This is a genomic window from Microcystis sp. LE19-10.1B, assembly GCF_027530565.1.
GTDB classification, from domain to species: Bacteria; Cyanobacteriota; Cyanobacteriia; order Cyanobacteriales; family Microcystaceae; genus Microcystis; species Microcystis aeruginosa.
On sequence record NZ_JAPZQM010000388.1, the window covers coordinates 1 to 16639 of the forward strand.

At 44.2% G+C, this 16639-nt stretch carries 18 protein-coding genes and 1 pseudogene; 8 read left to right on the forward strand and 11 right to left on the reverse strand.

Going from position 1 to position 16639, the window contains the following annotated elements; translation table 11 throughout:
- Window positions 1-174 precede the first annotated feature (174 nt).
- Window positions 175-1226, reverse strand: a protein-coding gene (locus O9332_RS13980) for an ISKra4-like element ISMae18 family transposase (RefSeq protein WP_288026065.1) whose coding sequence is annotated in 2 segments (ribosomal slippage) — window positions 175-1070 and window positions 1070-1226 — 1053 coding nt in all. Because the reading frame shifts where the segments join, the coding sequence is not laid out codon by codon here.
- Window positions 1227-1433: 207 nt separating this feature from the next.
- On the opposite strand from O9332_RS13980, the gene O9332_RS13985 reads away from it, so the two are divergent.
- From O9332_RS13985 to O9332_RS14000, 4 genes are all read left to right on the forward strand, one after another.
- The gene (locus O9332_RS13985) at window positions 1434-2360 is read left to right on the forward strand and encodes a restriction endonuclease (RefSeq protein ID WP_002756726.1); all 927 of its coding nucleotides are present in this window, start codon (window positions 1434-1436) and stop codon (window positions 2358-2360) included.
- Window positions 2361-2563: 203 nt separating this feature from the next.
- Window positions 2564-2839: a hypothetical protein gene (locus tag O9332_RS13990; protein ID WP_147072884.1), complete on the forward strand. Its 276-nt coding sequence runs from the start codon at window positions 2564-2566 to the stop codon at window positions 2837-2839.
- Between the two features lie 216 nt (window positions 2840-3055).
- Window positions 3056-3265: a type II toxin-antitoxin system HicB family antitoxin gene (locus O9332_RS13995; RefSeq protein ID WP_002734849.1), complete on the forward strand. Its 210-nt coding sequence runs from the start codon at window positions 3056-3058 to the stop codon at window positions 3263-3265.
- Window positions 3258-3485, forward strand: coding sequence for a type II toxin-antitoxin system HicA family toxin (locus tag O9332_RS14000; RefSeq protein ID WP_002794482.1), 228 nt, complete (start codon window positions 3258-3260; stop codon window positions 3483-3485). The genes O9332_RS13995 and O9332_RS14000 overlap by 8 nt, the downstream gene beginning before the upstream one ends.
- A 154-nt stretch (window positions 3486-3639) precedes the next feature.
- Here the strand turns inward: O9332_RS14000 and O9332_RS14005 are convergent, their stop codons facing one another.
- From O9332_RS14005 to O9332_RS14025, 5 genes are all read right to left on the reverse strand, one after another.
- The gene (locus tag O9332_RS14005) at window positions 3640-4587 is read right to left on the reverse strand and encodes a PRC-barrel domain-containing protein (protein ID WP_287107799.1); all 948 of its coding nucleotides are present in this window, start codon (window positions 4585-4587) and stop codon (window positions 3640-3642) included.
- Window positions 4588-4851: 264 nt separating this feature from the next.
- Window positions 4852-6111: a dihydrolipoamide acetyltransferase family protein gene (locus O9332_RS14010; RefSeq protein WP_012268139.1), complete on the reverse strand. Its 1260-nt coding sequence runs from the start codon at window positions 6109-6111 to the stop codon at window positions 4852-4854.
- A 43-nt stretch (window positions 6112-6154) separates the two neighbouring features.
- Window positions 6155-6481 (reverse strand): hypothetical protein, encoded by a 327-nt coding sequence (locus tag O9332_RS14015; RefSeq protein ID WP_196219774.1) that lies wholly within the window; start codon window positions 6479-6481, stop codon window positions 6155-6157.
- An 8-nt stretch (window positions 6482-6489) separates the two neighbouring features.
- Window positions 6490-7233: a DUF561 domain-containing protein gene (locus tag O9332_RS14020; RefSeq protein WP_288026069.1), complete on the reverse strand. Its 744-nt coding sequence runs from the start codon at window positions 7231-7233 to the stop codon at window positions 6490-6492.
- 92 nt (window positions 7234-7325) lie between these two features.
- Entirely contained in the window at window positions 7326-7493 is a 168-nt protein-coding gene (locus tag O9332_RS14025) for a hypothetical protein (protein WP_002756735.1), read from the reverse strand.
- A 191-nt stretch (window positions 7494-7684) separates the two neighbouring features.
- On the opposite strand from O9332_RS14025, the gene glmU reads away from it, so the two are divergent.
- Complete coding sequence (glmU, locus tag O9332_RS14030) at window positions 7685-9037, forward strand: bifunctional UDP-N-acetylglucosamine diphosphorylase/glucosamine-1-phosphate N-acetyltransferase GlmU (RefSeq protein ID WP_041805027.1); 1353 nt, start codon at window positions 7685-7687, stop codon at window positions 9035-9037.
- Window positions 9038-9339: 302 nt separating this feature from the next.
- On the opposite strand, the gene O9332_RS14035 is transcribed toward glmU, so the two are convergent.
- Both O9332_RS14035 and O9332_RS14040 read right to left on the reverse strand, forming a co-directional pair.
- Window positions 9340-10890, reverse strand: coding sequence for a DUF3370 domain-containing protein (locus O9332_RS14035; protein WP_288026071.1), 1551 nt, complete (start codon window positions 10888-10890; stop codon window positions 9340-9342).
- 107 nt (window positions 10891-10997) lie between these two features.
- Window positions 10998-11195: pseudogene (locus O9332_RS14040) on the reverse strand (ISAs1 family transposase); the annotation flags it as partial.
- A 207-nt stretch (window positions 11196-11402) separates the two neighbouring features.
- On the opposite strand from O9332_RS14040, the gene O9332_RS14045 reads away from it, so the two are divergent.
- The gene (locus O9332_RS14045; RefSeq protein ID WP_002756739.1) at window positions 11403-11984 is read left to right on the forward strand and encodes a thioredoxin family protein; all 582 of its coding nucleotides are present in this window, start codon (window positions 11403-11405) and stop codon (window positions 11982-11984) included.
- A 190-nt stretch (window positions 11985-12174) separates the two neighbouring features.
- Here the strand turns inward: O9332_RS14045 and O9332_RS14050 are convergent, their stop codons facing one another.
- Window positions 12175-13425, reverse strand: a complete 1251-nt coding sequence (locus O9332_RS14050; RefSeq protein ID WP_002756740.1) for an FGGY-family carbohydrate kinase — start codon at window positions 13423-13425, stop codon at window positions 12175-12177.
- A gap of 2 nt (window positions 13426-13427) precedes the next feature.
- Here O9332_RS14050 and O9332_RS14055 point away from each other — a divergent pair, with 2 nt between their 5' ends.
- Together O9332_RS14055 and O9332_RS14060 are read left to right on the forward strand one after the other, a co-directional pair.
- Window positions 13428-14486, forward strand: coding sequence for a tocopherol cyclase family protein (locus O9332_RS14055; RefSeq protein ID WP_002756744.1), 1059 nt, complete (start codon window positions 13428-13430; stop codon window positions 14484-14486).
- 288 nt (window positions 14487-14774) lie between these two features.
- Complete coding sequence (locus O9332_RS14060) at window positions 14775-15050, forward strand: hypothetical protein (RefSeq protein WP_002756745.1); 276 nt, start codon at window positions 14775-14777, stop codon at window positions 15048-15050.
- Here O9332_RS14060 and O9332_RS14065 read toward each other — a convergent pair.
- Together O9332_RS14065 and O9332_RS14070 are read right to left on the reverse strand one after the other, a co-directional pair.
- The gene (locus O9332_RS14065; RefSeq protein ID WP_002756749.1) at window positions 15047-16120 is read right to left on the reverse strand and encodes a hypothetical protein; all 1074 of its coding nucleotides are present in this window, start codon (window positions 16118-16120) and stop codon (window positions 15047-15049) included. The genes O9332_RS14060 and O9332_RS14065 overlap by 4 nt on opposite strands.
- A gap of 46 nt (window positions 16121-16166) precedes the next feature.
- Window positions 16167-16481, reverse strand: a complete 315-nt coding sequence (locus O9332_RS14070) for a DUF5132 domain-containing protein (RefSeq protein ID WP_002756751.1) — start codon at window positions 16479-16481, stop codon at window positions 16167-16169.
- Between the last annotated feature and the right edge of the window lie 158 nt (window positions 16482-16639).

A 16639-nucleotide genomic window follows, 5' to 3' on the forward strand; every position in this document is an offset into this window, starting at 1 on the left:
ACCAATTGACCAGTAAGGCGGGTTGTTGTTCGCGCAGGGGGACTTGATTGAGATAACGATAGTCCCAAATTTCAAAGTATCGCCCATTCCAACGTCGCTGTTGAGTGGTTTTGACTTCTTGATTAGCCTCCAGGAAAGAAGGGAGCATCCCAGTTTTGCAATGAGTAAAAATACTCAGGCAATATCGCCGTTGAGATAAGCACAACGTAGCTTCAAATACTGAGGAACATTCTCTGCTTTCCATTGTGCTCCCACAATTTTCATTCTTGCACCTATTTGCTTAATCTTTGACTCTACACTTCCAGAACCGATGCAAATCCCTTGTGATTGATAGAGTTCGTAATTGGGTATTCTTTCTCGATGTTTATCGACATATTTGGTGAAATTTATAGCCTGTTTCTTTTTGCATCCCTCTAATTCCTCTAAAACTCTTTTCACCTCTCCTTTCCATAAATTCTCTTTGATTCTATTCAGACGCTTGTTTGACCCGCCTATTTTATTCATATTCTCTACTAAATGATACCAATCCAATATTTCTCTCCTTTTAACACCGATTTTCTCCATCAGATTCCACACCCCATCATGACCATCTCCTAAACAGGTGACTACCTCTGTTAAGGGCTGACGGTTCACCCATTCCAGTAATTCTTCATTTTGCTGAAAAAATCCCGCACATTCTTGACCATGCAGACTTACTGCTTTGTAATCTCTCCATTGACTCGGTTGTCCTTTGGGCGTTCTGATTCTGACTTTTCCGACCTCTACACTCAATGCTTCTACCGGACTCTTTGCTTCTGCTTCCTCAAATTTATATCTTTGTACAAGCCTCTGTTGACTACTGCCTGAAACTGCCATTCCTGTCGCCATTTTGATATCTTTTTCCGCATCTTCAAAAGAGACTTTAGCCACTGCTCCTAAGCAACATTTCTCCAGCATGGGACTTAATCGATTATTCTTGCTTAATCCTAGTTTATCGGCTTGTTTCTCGCTTATCTTGACTTTCCCTATGATACTGCTTACGCTTTTGGTTCGCCCTGCTTGGGTTCCTGTTGCTGATTCAAAAAAAAATTGCCTATGGCAGGACCCAATGTAGTCAGCCAATGGTCTCGCAGGGCGGTTTCAATGCCCTCAAAGCTACGTAGTTGTTCTTCTGGGGTATTATCGACTAGAATTTGAGCAATGGCTTTTAAATGTTGATCTAGTTGTTCTTTTTGGTCTGTATTCATGATTCTACCGTTTAATTGTTTCTCTTTATTTTGCCTTAGCTAACGTTTTTAGTCTCTAAGCATTTATACTTATGGCAAAATTGGGATGCTCCCAGTTGACCTATATCGTTGCTCTGGAAATTGTTATGCAGAAAGTTGACCTATAATGTGTAGTTAGGCATACCTTCCACCTTCCTACCTTCCTTTCACTTTCAATCTAGATATGAGATGTCAGATTTAACAAGCATTGAAAAGATTAAACTAGAGAAATTGCTCGAAATGGGCAATGGTTATGTGCTTGATTTTTCAAACATAACCTTCCAAGAATTCGTCTTAGAAAATTTAAATATCGATATATATGATGAAAAATATAATTATAGTAGTGGCTCAAAAGCAAATCGATTAAGAGGTTTTTGGAAAGAAGAATCTAATTCTACAGTAGGAAAACTGATAGAAACACTTTTGGAATACTGGAAAACAAAAAAGTCAATAACTCGGAAAGCTATCACCACTGAGGAGGAACATTTATTTAACGAATGTCAAAAAATTGTAGAAAGATTGCAAGGAGGTAATACAAAGAATCGTAATCAGGATTCTCAGAGGAAGGAGGAATTTTCTTCACTTCGATCCAGTCTTCTGCTGGAATTTGATAACTTTACAAAGTTAATAAATTCGGAAGATAAGAAACAGCGAGGATTTTCACTTGAAGACTTGCTAAAACGTATTTTTTCTCTTTATGAGATTCCAACTCAAAAAAGCTTTAGGAGAAATGAGGGTGGAGAACAAATAGACGGCGCATTTAAGCTTGAAGGCTGGTACTATCTAGTTGAATGTAAATGGACTCAAAACTTAACGGATATACGGCAACTTGATAGCCTTTCTGGCAAAATCAGCCGCTCTGGTAAACAGACATTGGGATTATTTTTATCGATCAATGGTTGGTCAAAAAATGTATGCCCCTTACTAAAGCAGAATAATGACAAATCTATCATTTTGATGGATGGTTATGACTTACGATCTGTTCTTGTCGAGCATAATAATTTGGACCTGAAAAATTTACTTATGAAAAAGTTGGAATGCTTAAATTTGGAAGGAGAGCCATTTTACAGCGCACATCAACTATTACAAAATACTATGAACAATCAAATTGTGTAGTGATCGCAATCTTGTAGGGTGCGTTCCCTAAAACAACTTCTACCGCTTCAGCGATCGATTTTGGGGAACGCACCATGCACATTGATTGAAACTGTGAGTCTAAGTGCGATGCAGCCTTTGTGGTCCCAGTTGAGAAATGTTAGCGAAGATTGCCAATGTTTAGGTTAAAATAGAGGGGCAAAAGTTGCAACGGGGTCAGGACAATGACAGTTAATCAACTCCGCTACAGCAAAGAAGAATTCGCCCGACGTGGTAAAGAGATTTATCAATCTCAGGTGCGCCCCCAAGTCGAGGAAGGCAATCATGGGAAGATTGTAGCCATAGATATTGAAACAGGGGCTTTTGAAGTAGCAAAAGACAGCCTCACAGCTTCCGATCAACTTTTAGCCCGATTGACCGATGCTCAAATTTGGTTCGTAAGAATCGGACATCGAGCAGTTCATCGAGTCGGTTTGATTGGGGCAAATTTATTTCAATGATTAATCAACTCTACGCCTGTTTTTGCACAATCTTCTCACTCAATTCTAGGAAGGTGGGACAATATTAGATTAAGTACTAATAACTTAATATCTTATAGAGTTTTTCAAAAAGCGTGAGTTGGGTCAATGATCAGGAAACCTAACTATTTTCTAACCAAACGATTAGGAAACAGTTATGTTATGATTTTCAGAGTAAGCCGGAGATGATAAAACACCATGAAAAATCGCATCTTTACTGTTATTTTGTACAAAGAAGATAATATGTACATTGCTGAATGTCCAGAAGTTGGCACAGTAGATCAAGGAGAAACAATTGAGCAGGCGATTGCTGGATTGAAAGAAGCCACACGGCTTTACCTAGAGGAATTTACCTTACCAGAAACATCCCCTAGATTTGTGACCAGTATTGAGGTTAGTTATGCCTAAGCTGCCACGAATCTCTAGTCGGGAGGCAGTTAGATCTCTTGAACGCTTAGGCTTCGAGCAAGTTCGTCAAACAGGTAGCCATGTTGTGATGAAGAAAGAAACCGAAGATGGCAAAATTGGTTGTGTTGTCCCTTTACATCAGGAATTGAAGGTTGGTACATTAAGTGGAATTCTGAAACAAGCCCAAGTCACAGTTGAAGAGTTCATTGAAAATCTGTAGAGTCTGACAAATCACTGCACTCGACGTGATACCAAATACCAAAAGTATTTAGTCCCCCCAGAGAACCCCCTTGAGCCACATAGCACACTTTTCTTTTTTTGTCAAATTTTATGTTAAGAAAGATGTAACTAATGGATAGGGGGACTGTCAAAGATTAACCGTCTTCGTATTCGGGGATTCTTTCCTTTTTCTTCTCGGTGATATTGATGCGGGGGGGATTGTAATCTGGTTCCACGTCATCATCCCACATATCATCCTCGGCCTTATCCTCGTAATCGTCGTACTGAGGACGAGAAAAGCTTTCTGTGCGTTCTGAGCGCGCTTCTCCCCAGTTATCTTCTTCTTCCTCGTATTCTTCCTCATAATAACGAGCTTCGGCCCGTTTTTGCGGTGGGGGAGTGGCGCGCAGGGGTTCTTTTTCCCATTCATCCTCACTCCAGCGTTCTTCAACGGGTTTAGCGGCCTCAACGGGAGTGCGGAGGGGAATGCCCGTACCTAACTGATTTTCCGGACGAGCAGCGGGAGTATAATAAGCTTCTTCCTCTTCTCTTTCCCAGGGGGGACGACCAATACCCAAACGTTCCAAAACCCCCACACTAACCTGCGTGAGACGTTCTTCGGCCCCTTCAAAGACAATTAAGCGATTCGGACCGCTGCTAACCACTTCTTCAATGGCAATTTCGTAGGTACTGATCAATTGTTCGGGGATAAGAGGCAATCCCAGGGAAGCGATGACAATGGAATGTAATTGACCACTAAGGGGATCAAATTGATAATCGCGGACTTTGCCTAAAGGTTCGCCGGTTTCCGTGATCACTTCACTACCGATTAAGGGAGTATAAGCATCGATATCGACGGATTCCAAGACGTTATCATCTTCAACGAGAACCACGTCTCCTGTCTGACTGATGCTCGATAAATACATATATTGAGGCATTCCCGACAAGGAGAGGATATTATCGCGGAGTCCCAGGGCAACCACTTCTCGTTGATCGATATCTACAAGGATATCTTTAACAACGCCGAGTTTTTTGCCTGTATTGCGAGTGATAACCTGTGTATTTAAAAATTCTGAACGTAAGCGACTATTCTCTGTGATCATTTTTTCCTATGGGTAGGCGTTAGGTCGTGGGAATACGAGTTATTGTAGGCTTAATATATAGGGCGAGATCGAGGGTTAATTTACCGATATTGGCTTAGATCTTAAAGTTCCCTGAGATTAACACTTTTTTTGGCCTTGTTTGGGCGATAGTTTCGGGTGATAGATAAGGTTAAACCCATTTTAGCTAATTCTTTACATTTTTTTAGTAACAACAAAGCAGGAGCTAGAGAGAAACTCCCTTGGCTCCTGCTGTCTAGATTCTGATTACATAGTTAAGGACTGCACCTCAGTTTCGATCAGTTTAGCTAAGTCTTGCAGGAAGGAGGCTGCATCGGCCCCGTAGATGACTCGGTGGTCACTGGTGAGATTAACCGTCATCTGTTTTTGCACTCCGAATAAACCATCTTTATTGACGACGATTTGGGGACGGGAAGCACCCACGGCTAGGATCGCACCTTGGTTGGGGGGTAAGATAGCGGTAAAGCGATCGACTCCGAACATTCCCAGATTAGAAATGGTAAAAGTACCGCTATTATATTCTTCCGGTTGCAGTTGTTTGCTGCGGGCGCGATCGACTAAATCTTTCCAACTGCGGGAGAGGGAATAGATATCCATCTGGTCAGCAGAGCGCAAAACCGGCGTAATTAAGCCACCACCAGGCATAGCTACGGCTACGGACACGTTAATCGCCCCGTGGTATTGGATTCCTGCGTCGCTATAGCTGGCATTAACTATAGGATGTTTAGCGAGGGTGTTGGCTACTGCTTTTGCTAACAGGGCCGTCATGGTGACACCCTTGGATTTTAGCTGTTGATAGAGTTGATCCAGTGGGTCAGTGGTGATAGTGTAGCCCACTTGGAAGGTGGGAACCTGTAGGCTAACCGACATATTCTGGGCAACGGCTTTTTGCAGAGTGGTGAGGGGAACAGTCCGACCGACCGGGGCGCTGGCCGGAATCGGGGCTTTAGGAGCCGCCACAGGCACGCTGACGGGTTGTGGGGGAGTAATGACGGGAGCGGGGGCGGTGCTGACTTTTCCTGTCGCTTTTTCTACGTCTTCGGCGGTAATTCGTCCGTGGGGACCGCTACCCACTAGGGTTTTCAGATCCACCTTTAATTCTTTAGCCAGTTTTTTGGCCCTGGGAGAGGCGACTAAACGGCCATTATCTTTAACGGCGGCGACGGGTATCGAAACGGGAGGCGGAGCGATTTCTGGGGTCTCTACGGGCTTGCTAGGGGCAGCTGTGGCGGTTTTTCCCTGAGCTTTGGCCAGTTCAATTTCCGCTTCAGTTTCGGCGATATAGGCGATCGCTTCCCCCACGGGTGCTTCCTGGCCGGCTTCGACTAAAATTACAGCGAGATAGCCATCATAAAACGATTCCACGTCCATGTCGGCTTTGTCGGATTCGACCACTAACACCGTTTCCCCTTTGCTGACTTTTTCCCCGGGGGACTTCACCCAAGAAACTATTTTTCCTTCGGTCATGGTGGAACTGAGCGCGGGCATGAAGATATCTCGAATCATGGTGGAGTGCTTCTATCTCTAATGTTTTGAGCCATAGGGCATTTTACCACAGTTGATGGGGTATGGGGTGTGGGGAAGTGGGGAAGTGGGGTATGGGGTGTGGGGAAGTGGGGTATGGGGTGTGGGGTGTGGGGAAGTGGGGAAGTGGGGTGTGGGGTGTGGGGTGTGGGGTGTGGGGTGTGGGGAAGTGGGGAGAATAAATAAAATAATCTCCTGACTCCTGACTCCCGAATACTGACTCCTGACTCCCGAATACTGACTCCTGACTCCTGACTCCCGAATACTGACTCCTGACTCCCGAATACTGATAACTGATTACAAAGGGAAAAAGAGAAGGGAAAACAGCCCCTTCTCCGTCGTATCTAGACAAAAATTGTTCTAGTTGCCAATATGGACCGGTTGTGCTTGCAGAGATTCGACTAAACCGCGCACGGCTGCCACCATGGCCACTTCATTATCCAATTGATTGATCGCCGAACCAACACCGATACCGGCCGCTCCAGCAGCGATCGCCATAGGAGCGGTGACAATGGATAAACCGGAAGCGCAGAGGACGGGAACCTTAACTGCATGGGAAATAGCGTGGGCTGCCGCTAAAGTCGGGGTAGCTTTTTCAATCAGTCCCAAAATACCGGCGTGACGGGGTTGACTGCTAGTGCCGCCTTCGGTTTGAATAATGTCAGCACCCTGACTAACTAAAGCTTCCGCTAGTCTCACCTGTTCATCGAGGGGCAGCAGATGGGGAACTGTCACAGACAGGGTAATTTCGGGCAGTAAGTCGCGAGTTTGACGGGTTAGGGCTAAAACTTCCGCCGCCTCAAAAATGCGTCCTTGGGCATAAAAACTATCGAAATTACCGATCTCAATTAAATCGGCTCCCGCGTCCACTGCCATCACCAACAATTCTGGCTCGACGGCCGATACACACACGGGTAAATTTGTCAAGGCTTTTACCGTCCGAATTAGGTCAGCATTAGCGGCAATATCGACAAAAGTTGCTCCTCCGGCTGTAGCGGCTTTAACTACTGAGAGAACCTGCGAGCGATCGAAATTATTTAACCCACTAATCACTTTCAGGGCATGACGACGGGCGAAGGCTTGCTGTAAGGTAAAATTGATCATTAATCTACACCTATCTGGAATTCTCAAAAAACATTTTCCCACCTTCTCGCCGATCAGAGGGTGGGATTTGAGAATTCTTAGGGAAATTTTCTTTAATTTAGGTGTTGATTCTCTTGGTTTTTGCGCTTGAGGTTTTGCAGTTGTTGCAGCAGTACCTCGATTTCCGCTTCTAGATGCAGGTATTTCACCTGTTGGTCAGCTTGGTAGGTGGTGCGAATCTGTTTCATGGCGGAGGATTCCTTAGTTAGTACAGTTGTCATAGCGGTATCTATAGAGTGCTGATTATGTTTAATTGTTTCAATTTGTATATACTACCTTAACAATGTCTTAAAGAAAACCTTTTTATGGTAGTTTCTCAACTGGCACAGGATGAAAGAGGGAAAAAATTCTTGCAACCAAGGGGATCGGAGTGCGATATACTCAGTCGCGAACGATATTGGCAAGCATGACCATGGTAGCGGTAGCAATTTTAGCAGCGGGTAAGGGAACCCGAATGAAGTCCAGCCTTCCGAAAGTTTTACATCCCCTCGGCAGTCGCTCGCTAGTGGAACGGGTGCTTAATGTCAGCGAATCCTTACATCCCCAGCGAAAACTGGTGATTATCGGTTATCAAGGGCAACAGGTGCGAAATACTCTACAGCATCTCGATGATATCGAATTTGTTGAACAAAAGGAACAGTTAGGCACTGGCCATGCTATTCAGCAGTTAATCCCCCATTTAGAGGACTTTCAGGGGGATTTGTTGGTCTTAAATGGCGATGTTCCCCTGTTGCGTCCCGAAACCTTGCAAAATCTTCTCCAGATTCATCAAGACCATGGTAACGCTGCCACCCTCTTAACTGCTAACCTCCCAAACCCGAAAGGTTACGGTCGAGTTTTTTGTGATGGCAATAATCTCGTTAAGCAGATTGTGGAAGAAAGAGACTGTACCGATGCCCAACGACAAAACCACCGGATTAATGGAGGTATATACTGCTTTAATTGGTCAAAATTAGCGGCTATACTGCCTAATTTAACCCCCAATAACGATCAAGGTGAATATTACCTCACGGATGTGGTCAATTTTCTCGATCCCGTCATGGCCGTGGATGTGGAGGACTTTTTAGAAATTACCGGCATTAACGATCGCAAACAATTGGCCGCCGCCTATGATATCCTGCAAACTAGAGTCAAAGATGATTGGATGGCCGCTGGAGTCACCATAATTGACCCCGATAGTGTCACCATTGAGGATACTGTCACCCTCAGTGCCGATGTGATTATCGAACCCCAAACCCATCTGCGCGGTGAGACGATAATCGCTTCTGGTTGTCGTATAGGTCCTGGGAGTTTAATCGAAAATAGTCGGATAGGCAGCGATGTAACCGTCTTATTTTCGGTGATTTCTGATAGTCAGGTGGATTCTGGTTGTCGCATCGGTCCCTACGCTCATTTGCGCGGAGAAGCGAAAATTGGGGCTAATTGTCGAGTCGGTAATTTTGTTGAAATTAAAAAAAGTAGCATCGGCAATAAAACCAATATTGCCCATTTATCCTATCTGGGAGATGCCACTTTAGGGGAAAAAGTTAACGTTGGCGCGGGAACAATTACTGCTAATTACGATGGCGTGAAAAAACATCAAACTATGATCGGCAGTGGCACAAAAACTGGGGCAAATAGTGTTTTAGTGGCTCCTTTAAAATTAGGAAAAAATGTCACCGTGGCTGCCGGTTCAACTATCACTAAAAATGTCCCCGATAATGCTTTAGTTATTGCTCGCGAAAGTCAGCGTGTGATCGAAAATTGGGCAGATCAGTTTCAGTAGGTTAATTCCGGGATTTAAGGCAAGAAAACTGTTGCTAAATTCCGAGATTAGAGTCAAGATAAACGGGGAGGGAAAGAAAGAGGGGTTGAGTACCATTCAACCCGCGTTGCTGATTTGAGATATGAATCTTCTTTTGTGGGATTTTTAAAACCTAGACCCAAACTAACTTTTGGATGGGTGCAAGATTGTCATTCATACCTTGATTCAGCAACGCCCTTTTTTTTGCTTCCTCTCAGATTAACCCCTGTCAGTTCGCCGTAACAGACAAGGCAGTCAGTGATTTTTGTCTGTTGCAATTTATTTTAATTTTCCAAAGTCTTAATTGTAACCACCTGCGGCGGTGTAGAATCAGGTGGATAAATAACATCTAATTGTACTTTTAGTTGAGTTCCTGGTTTTAAATCTAGTTTTAATAAAGGATCTAAAACCTGCCCTGTTCTATGCCATAAATGTACATAACGGGTTTGTTGTTTACCTTGATCATCGCTATATTTTAAACGCACTGTACCACGGAAAAAGGGAAAGTCTAATGATGGTTTTCTAAATTTAATTCCTTTTTCAGATAGTCTATCTTCTTTTAATGGAGTTTCTAAAGTGATGCTAACTGTCTGATTTTTATTAGTGTTATTAGTTAAAGGTATGTTGAGTTGATATTCTACCCCATAGTTACCATGTGCTTCGTAAGCAGTATCAGGATACCGCACTAGCATTTTTGCGGTTTGGCTTTGTTCTGTTCCTAACCTTCCACCCCGTAAGTTGGCTATGGGATAAGAAATAATTTTACCTGGTTCGGGAATAGTCAGGGTTTGGGTTTTGGTGTTGTCTGTGAGGTTTGCTTTCCATGTTGCACCTTCGGATATACCTGCGACTCTGCTGTAAATTAATTGACCTCCTTTTGCATCTGGGGGTGTGGGGGTTTTATCTCTTGGTCCTGCAAAGTTACCGTTATTTAATAAGTCTTGCCATTCTTTTAATGGGGGTGCGCGCTCGCTACCATCAGCATTTTTTTTCGCAAACATGGCTAAACTCGCTGCATAAATTTTACCACTGCTATTTAATCGGAAAAAACTGGATCTCCCATTGACAGGTTTTTCTAAATTTCTGACTGGGATAGGATGGTTTAATAACATTTGACTTCCCCCAGCAGCAATGACTATTCTTGCTGGAAATTCTTTTTGACGTACTCCCCGCAAAACATCCGCTACTGCTCTTGCACCTGGTTCAGAAAATGCTTTACCATCGTTATTTTCTATGTAGGGTTGCAAGGTGACAAACGGTGCTTCTGTCATTAAATAACTCGCACCTTGTAAAATGTTAATAGTGATAGGTTTTTTACTGGGATTATGTAAAATTACTCCTATATATAAGGTTTGTAAATCCTTGGGATTGTGGGTATAATGATGAGCAAATAAATCAAATCTGCCTTGAATGGGAAAGTTTAAATGTGCGGCTGGAACTTTTTTGTTATTAGGTGTAAAAGTAGAAAGTAGAATACCTTCATTTTTGATCCACTCTGGACTGTTGCTATTAAAAACAGGTATTTTATCTAAACTACCAGGTAAAGGGCGCACTTCTCCAGTTTGTACAATTTCTTGGGGTGCTGGTTTTGCAGGTGTTTGGGCGTTTACTTGATTTTTCTGATGATAGCTATTGAAAGTTGTACAGCCAATAGTTTGAGTAATCGCTAATCCCGATATGATGATGAATACAGGTTTGAGGATGTGGTTTTTTGCTTGCAAAGTTCCCATAATTTTATTTTTCCAGTAAGTTTGCCATTTGCCAGTTTGCCGTTTGCCGTTTGCCGTTTGCCAGTTTACCAGTAAGTTTTCCAGAATGTTATGAACTGGATACAATGTATGGAAGGTTAATTTCTGATTTTCTGTAATGTGTGTAAATTGAAAGCAACTCAGTCATTTCGACTCAAGAGTTCGATAAATGGATATACTCATTGAATCTACTAATGACTTAAACGGCGCAACAGATCTAGGTTTTCCGCTCCATACCCCAGACGAATCCCACTGGCATCTTCATTAAATGTAATATCGAGTACCCAATGGAGACTATTTTCAATACTCCAATGTCTGCGAATCACCTCGGCGTGTTTTTGGGCATCTGCTGCTAAACTACTGATGAAGAGGCGAATTTCTGTAGTAGTTTTATTCCACAATTAGCGGACACTGCGAACTATGACTACTGCAGCTCTAACCAGTAATTTAGATAGGTCAATGGCTTATCAGTTCACTGATTACTGTTTACTGTTTACTGTTTACTGTTTACTGATGGTGTCTAAGGATTAAATTTGCGCGATGAAGCATGAAATGCTATAAAAATCTCAGTCCTCCCTATAGAAAAGAGTATAAACTTTATGGCACGCACCGAGTCCACAATGTTAGATCTGGGGACAAAAGCCCCCAGTTTTGCCTTACCCGATGTGGTTTCGGGTGAAACTATCTCTCTGGACAGCTTTGCGGCTAAAACCGCTCTGTTAGTCATCTTCCTCTGTGAACATTGTCCCTTTGTTAAACACATTCAAGAAGAACTTACCCGTCTAGGTCGCGATTATGCTAACACCAATCTGGGCATCCTCGCAATTAGTTCTAATGACGTGGAGAAATATCCCGATGATTCGCCCGAAAATTTGAAAAAAATGGCGATAACCCTTGACTTTAAATTCAATTTATGCTATGACGAAAGCCAAGAAGTGGCGAAAGCTTACACGGCAGCCTGTACTCCCGATTTTTTCCTCTTTGATAGTCAGCGGATTCTAGTCTATCGCGGTCAATTGGATGATAGTCGTCCTAGTAATGGAATACCGGTGACAGGCAAAGATCTCCGCACCGCTATTGACAAGGTTTTAGCCGGTCAACCGGCGCCGACGGACCAAAAACCCAGTTTAGGCTGTAATATCAAATGGAAACCGGGTAATGAGCCACCCTATTACGGTTAATTAACGAAGGGTGTAGGGTGTAGGGTGTGGGGTGTGGGGAAGTGGGGAAGTGGGGAAATGGGGAAATGGGGAAGCTGTCTCATCACCCTATCGCTCCAAAACCCTATCACCCTATCTCCTGAATACTGACTCCTGACGACCGACTCCTAACCCCACCAACAAACTTTTTCAGCAAGCCCTACTTATGAGACTATTTCAATAGCGTAACCGATTGCTGTGCTAATAGGGCAGTACCATAGGCCGCTTGCTCCTGTTTAGATAAAAGCACAGGAACCCCTAAATGACGCTGACGAATTATTCTCCAAGTCGAATTTTTTGCCCCACCACCGGCACTATAAACTCGCTCTAATTTATTGGCTCCCAATTCCTGTAAACGCTGATAACCTAAAGCTTCAATGCGGGCAATACTTTCTAGTAAACCATGCAAAAATTCTCGAGGATTATCGGGGCGAGGAGTCAGTTTTGCGGGTAAAAAAGGATCATTAATGGGAAAGCGCTCGCCCGCTTTTAGTAGAGGATAATAATCTAAATTACTTTCTTTTTGTCCATCTATTGCTAAACTATAATTTCTCAATTCTTGATCAGAAAAAAACTTCTTTAACACTGCTCCTCCCGTATTGGATGCCCCACCAGTTAACCACAAATTTCCTAAACGATGACTATAGATGCCATAGTTACTATCATCAACTTTCTGGCTACTTAATAATTTTAAGACTAAAGTTGAACCTAAAGATGTCACTGCATCCCCTAAAGAATTAGCACCACTGGCTAAAAATGCCGCTATGCTGTCGGTGGTTCCCGTATAAATTAAACAATCTTTCGGGATAGCAAAACGAGTCACTAAATCCGGTTTAATAGTATCGATCGCTGTACCCGGGGCAAAAATTTGCGGTAATAAATTAAACATCGGTAAATTCTCTAACCAATCGGGATAACAGAGATTTTCAAGATCATAACCTAACTTTAAGGCATTGTGATAATCACTAATTCCCAGTTTACCGTGCAGGAGAAATGCTAACCAATCCGCTTGCGAGAGAAAATAACGCGCTTGCGAAAAAATTTCTTGTTCACTCCACCAAAGTAATTTAGCTAAACTGGAGGTAGCACTAATCACGGGATGGTGAGGGGGTGCTATAGCTTTAATTGCTTCTAAAAAGGCAATTCCTCGCCCGTCATTGTATAATATTGCCTCAGAAAGAGGATTACCCCAATTATCACATAATAACACCGTCGAGGAAGTACCATTAATCGCGATCGATTTAAGTTCTGAACGCACCGAATCCCCTAGATTATCCAATAAATAAAATAGGGCCTTTTGCCAATCCTGAAAATTGGCATCGGTGAAAGGATAATGAACCTCAGCGACGATATTTTTGCTAGAATCAATAGCAATCGCTCGCGCTCCCGATGTGCCAAAATCAATACCTAAAGATAAACCCATAGATGTCTTCACAACCCCCTCATTCTGGCTACCATTGGGATGGTATCACTCCCCGATTCTTTGAAGGTTGGTACTTCCGAGTCATGATTCCGCAATTAGCCGACGGATTCGCCTTTATGTATTCTATTCAAGACCCAAGGGGCGGTCAAGTCAATAGCGGCGGATCAGTGCAAATTTTAGCCATAGAATCTAATTATCTTTGTCGCACTTTTCCCGATACGGATAAATTTTGGGCAAGTCGTCAGGAATTAGCCATTATCCATTGGGGAAAAACTAACTTAAAAATCCGTCCCCGTCTGCTTTCCCCGTCGGCTTTTTTTGAGTCTGTTCGAGAAGGTTATCAAGCAACGGCACACCAGCAGCAAGGACGAATTTATGATCCTGTCACTGGAGAAATCTGTCAATGGGATTATTGCGTTGAAACTAGGTACACTTGGGGAGATAACAAGCGTTTACCCCAAGCAACAGCAGGAATATTATCTTATTTACCGATTTTTGACCCAGGTTGGCAGATTTTAACTGCTCATGGTTTAGCAACAGGAATGATTACCTATCGGGGAAAAAATTACCAATTTGAGAATGTACCTTTTTATAGCGAGAAAAATTGGGGTTATTCTTTCCCCGAAAAGTGGTTTTGGATTAATTGTAATGCTTTCCCTGAAAATCCCGATTTAACCTTAACCGCAGTGGGTTCTACCCGGAAAGTTCTCCACTGGACGGAATCGGTGGGAATTATCGGTATTCACTGCCAAAATCGCTTTTATAAGTTTGATATCTGGAATTCTCAACTAACTTGGACAGTGCAACCCTGGGGATACTGGGAAATGAGGGCAACCAACGAGGATTATACCATTGTCTTAATCGGGATCAGTGATCATCCTCCCGATCGCGTGCGTGTACCCACAGAAAAAGGTCTCTGTTTTGCTTGTCAAGATACCCTCAAAGGTAAATTGTCGATAAAATTGGCTGATAGTCGTGGTAAAACCATTATAAATGCTTCTAGTGGTCTAGCTGGTCTCGAAATTGGCGGTATTTGGCCATCAGCATGGATAAAACGGTGAGTTAAATCACCATTGCGACGGGAGAATATCACTCTATTCTTGATTGATCGGTATTAACATAGAATCAGTTTTTGATCGCTAAAAAATTGGGCTCTTCGGTAATTGTTATGCAATGGACGGGGGTTATAAGGGATAGAAACCTTATATAGAAAGGCATTTAGCGATTTTTGTCAATTATTTTTGATCTAGAGCGAACTAATCAATTAAGTCTCTTACCAGATAAGGATTTAGTCGATTTATGACCCCCTATCGAACCATACCAAGTAACGAAGAACCAAAAATTGCTTCATGAACCAACCTTCTCTCAATTTTGTTGAGAAATTAGTGATAGCAGAAGTGCAGGAACAGTTAAGGAATTTACCGGCTTCTTTTCGCAAATATCGCTCGGAGATTAAAATTGATCGAGTCATGAATAATGCTATTCAAATTCTGCCGCGCAGTTTCAAAACTTTGGAGAAAAAATATCACGACTATCACACCCGAAGATTAAGAATAACTTCAGCCACTCAGCAGCAAGAGCGATCGGTACGAAGATCAGGAGCAAGAGCAAAAATTTGTTTTTAGCTGACATGGGGGAGTTCCTCTTGAGCGTCTTGGGGTAGTTGAGGAGGCGAACTCGGTTGAGGCTGAGATGTCCAGTCGATTTTCTTGCCAGCGGTCTCGCGTTGCGAGCGCGTTGCGAGCGCTCCTAAGCTCCGACCGATCTCTGCCCCCGCTGCACCGGCGACTAATTTGCCGATCGCCCCTCCGACCAAAGCACTTCCTGTTTCCCCGACAAAACTACTCCCTGTCTTGATCGTCCAATCTTTCACGTCTGTCTGTTCGGGCGAGGCTTCCTGAGACGGCTTTCCTTGCTGCTCGACTTGTTGATTTAAGGCAACTGCCGTATCTTCTCCTAACTGTCCCCCCAAAACCCCTCCAGCCAGAGCGCCTACCATGCCGCCCGCAGGCCCAGCGATTACCGTACCCAGAATTGCGCCCCCCGCAGTCCCCAGGGTTTCACCGAGCTTCTCGCCGCTTTTCTTGCTGAGGTGTTCTGCGATCTCGATCGGATTTGCTCCCGCCTGAGCCTTGTCCGGCTCGGGGCGGAAAATTTCGTGGGTGACATCATAGCCTAACTTTGCTCCGGTGGTGCTGCCAGCAAAAGCGCCCACTTGAGCGCCCAAAACCGCCCCCCCCGGTCCAAGCGCCGAGCCGATCGCCCCGCCGATCATTCCACCGGCCACTTGTCCCGCCGACATCCCTAGAAAAGCACCACCCACGGCCGCTGGATGCACTGCTTGGCTGATCTGGCCAGCGATTTGCCCAGTAGCTGAGACGACGGACTCTGCGGTTGCCGTTGCCGTTTGCAGGGCGGTTTGCCCGACTTGATTGGCTTGTTCAGCCAAGGGTTTGACCGCCGACCCAGCCGTTTCCAGGAGAGCTTGGCCTGCATCTTGGGTGACTTTGAGGAGGGGGTTAGCGGCTTCGAGAACGGAGTCGCTTGCTGCTTGCCATTGCTGGGCGGCTGCTTCGCCTGCGGTTTTTGCCGCCTTCGCTATCTGGTTCGCCACTTCGCCAGCAGCTGCTAGGAAATCGGCGGGATTTTGAGTAACTTGTTCCCCTGCTGAGGCTGATGAATCTGGATTGGCCATTACCTCTATCCTCCTGAGATTACCCCGGAGCTACCGGGTTGGGTCATTATTCGGCAATTTCCACTTCTGTGGGTGCCTCGGGCTTGGCTGAACTCTTGGCAGTCCTAATTTCTGCCTCGGCTTCTGCTACCAGATCATTCCAGGACTCACTGGCTTCAGCCACAGTTTCTTGCACCTTCTCAAACGTTTCTAGTCCCCATTTAATGCCACTTTTGGTGAGGTCGCGGCCGGAGTCTGCTAGAGACTTTCCTACCTCTGGATTACCCAAAGCACCAATGAGAGGGGCGAGAGCCAGGGCTGCCGCCCCAACGCCCAGCGCCGCCACTGGCTCGATGCCTAACAACAAAGCTTCTAAATCCATAATCACTAATTTACTATCTCTATAGTTACTAATTCTGTACGCAAATATTGCATCTAGAATTAGCTTTGTACGCTTTGACCCGTACTGGGTTAACTACGAACCTCTCTATCGGATTCCCGCTAAAGGCGGCCTCTCCGACTACCTTTCTTCCAATATTT

Excerpts from the sequence above, each read along its gene's own strand:
- O9332_RS14025 (WP_002756735.1), bottom strand. The coding sequence starts at position 7,493 with ATGACAACTGTACTAACTAAGGAATCCTCCGCCATGAAACAGATTCGC.
- glmU (WP_041805027.1), top strand. The coding sequence starts at position 7,685 with ATGGTAGCGGTAGCAATTTTAGCAGCGGGTAAGGGAACCCGAATGAAG.
- O9332_RS14005 (WP_287107799.1), bottom strand. The coding sequence starts at position 4,587 with ATGATCACAGAGAATAGTCGCTTACGTTCAGAATTTTTAAATACACAG.
- O9332_RS14045 (WP_002756739.1), top strand. The coding sequence starts at position 11,403 with ATGGCACGCACCGAGTCCACAATGTTAGATCTGGGGACAAAAGCCCCC.
- O9332_RS14000 (WP_002794482.1), top strand. The coding sequence starts at position 3,258 with ATGCCTAAGCTGCCACGAATCTCTAGTCGGGAGGCAGTTAGATCTCTT.
- O9332_RS13985 (WP_002756726.1), top strand. The coding sequence starts at position 1,434 with ATGTCAGATTTAACAAGCATTGAAAAGATTAAACTAGAGAAATTGCTC.
- O9332_RS13990 (WP_147072884.1), top strand. The coding sequence starts at position 2,564 with ATGACAGTTAATCAACTCCGCTACAGCAAAGAAGAATTCGCCCGACGT.
- O9332_RS14020 (WP_288026069.1), bottom strand. The coding sequence starts at position 7,233 with ATGATCAATTTTACCTTACAGCAAGCCTTCGCCCGTCGTCATGCCCTG.
- O9332_RS13995 (WP_002734849.1), top strand. The coding sequence starts at position 3,056 with ATGAAAAATCGCATCTTTACTGTTATTTTGTACAAAGAAGATAATATG.
- O9332_RS14060 (WP_002756745.1), top strand. The coding sequence starts at position 14,775 with ATGAACCAACCTTCTCTCAATTTTGTTGAGAAATTAGTGATAGCAGAA.
- O9332_RS14070 (WP_002756751.1), bottom strand. The coding sequence starts at position 16,481 with ATGGATTTAGAAGCTTTGTTGTTAGGCATCGAGCCAGTGGCGGCGCTG.
- O9332_RS14055 (WP_002756744.1), top strand. The coding sequence starts at position 13,428 with ATGTCTTCACAACCCCCTCATTCTGGCTACCATTGGGATGGTATCACT.
- O9332_RS14065 (WP_002756749.1), bottom strand. The coding sequence starts at position 16,120 with ATGGCCAATCCAGATTCATCAGCCTCAGCAGGGGAACAAGTTACTCAA.
- O9332_RS14010 (WP_012268139.1), bottom strand. The coding sequence starts at position 6,111 with ATGATTCGAGATATCTTCATGCCCGCGCTCAGTTCCACCATGACCGAA.
- O9332_RS14050 (WP_002756740.1), bottom strand. The coding sequence starts at position 13,425 with ATGGGTTTATCTTTAGGTATTGATTTTGGCACATCGGGAGCGCGAGCG.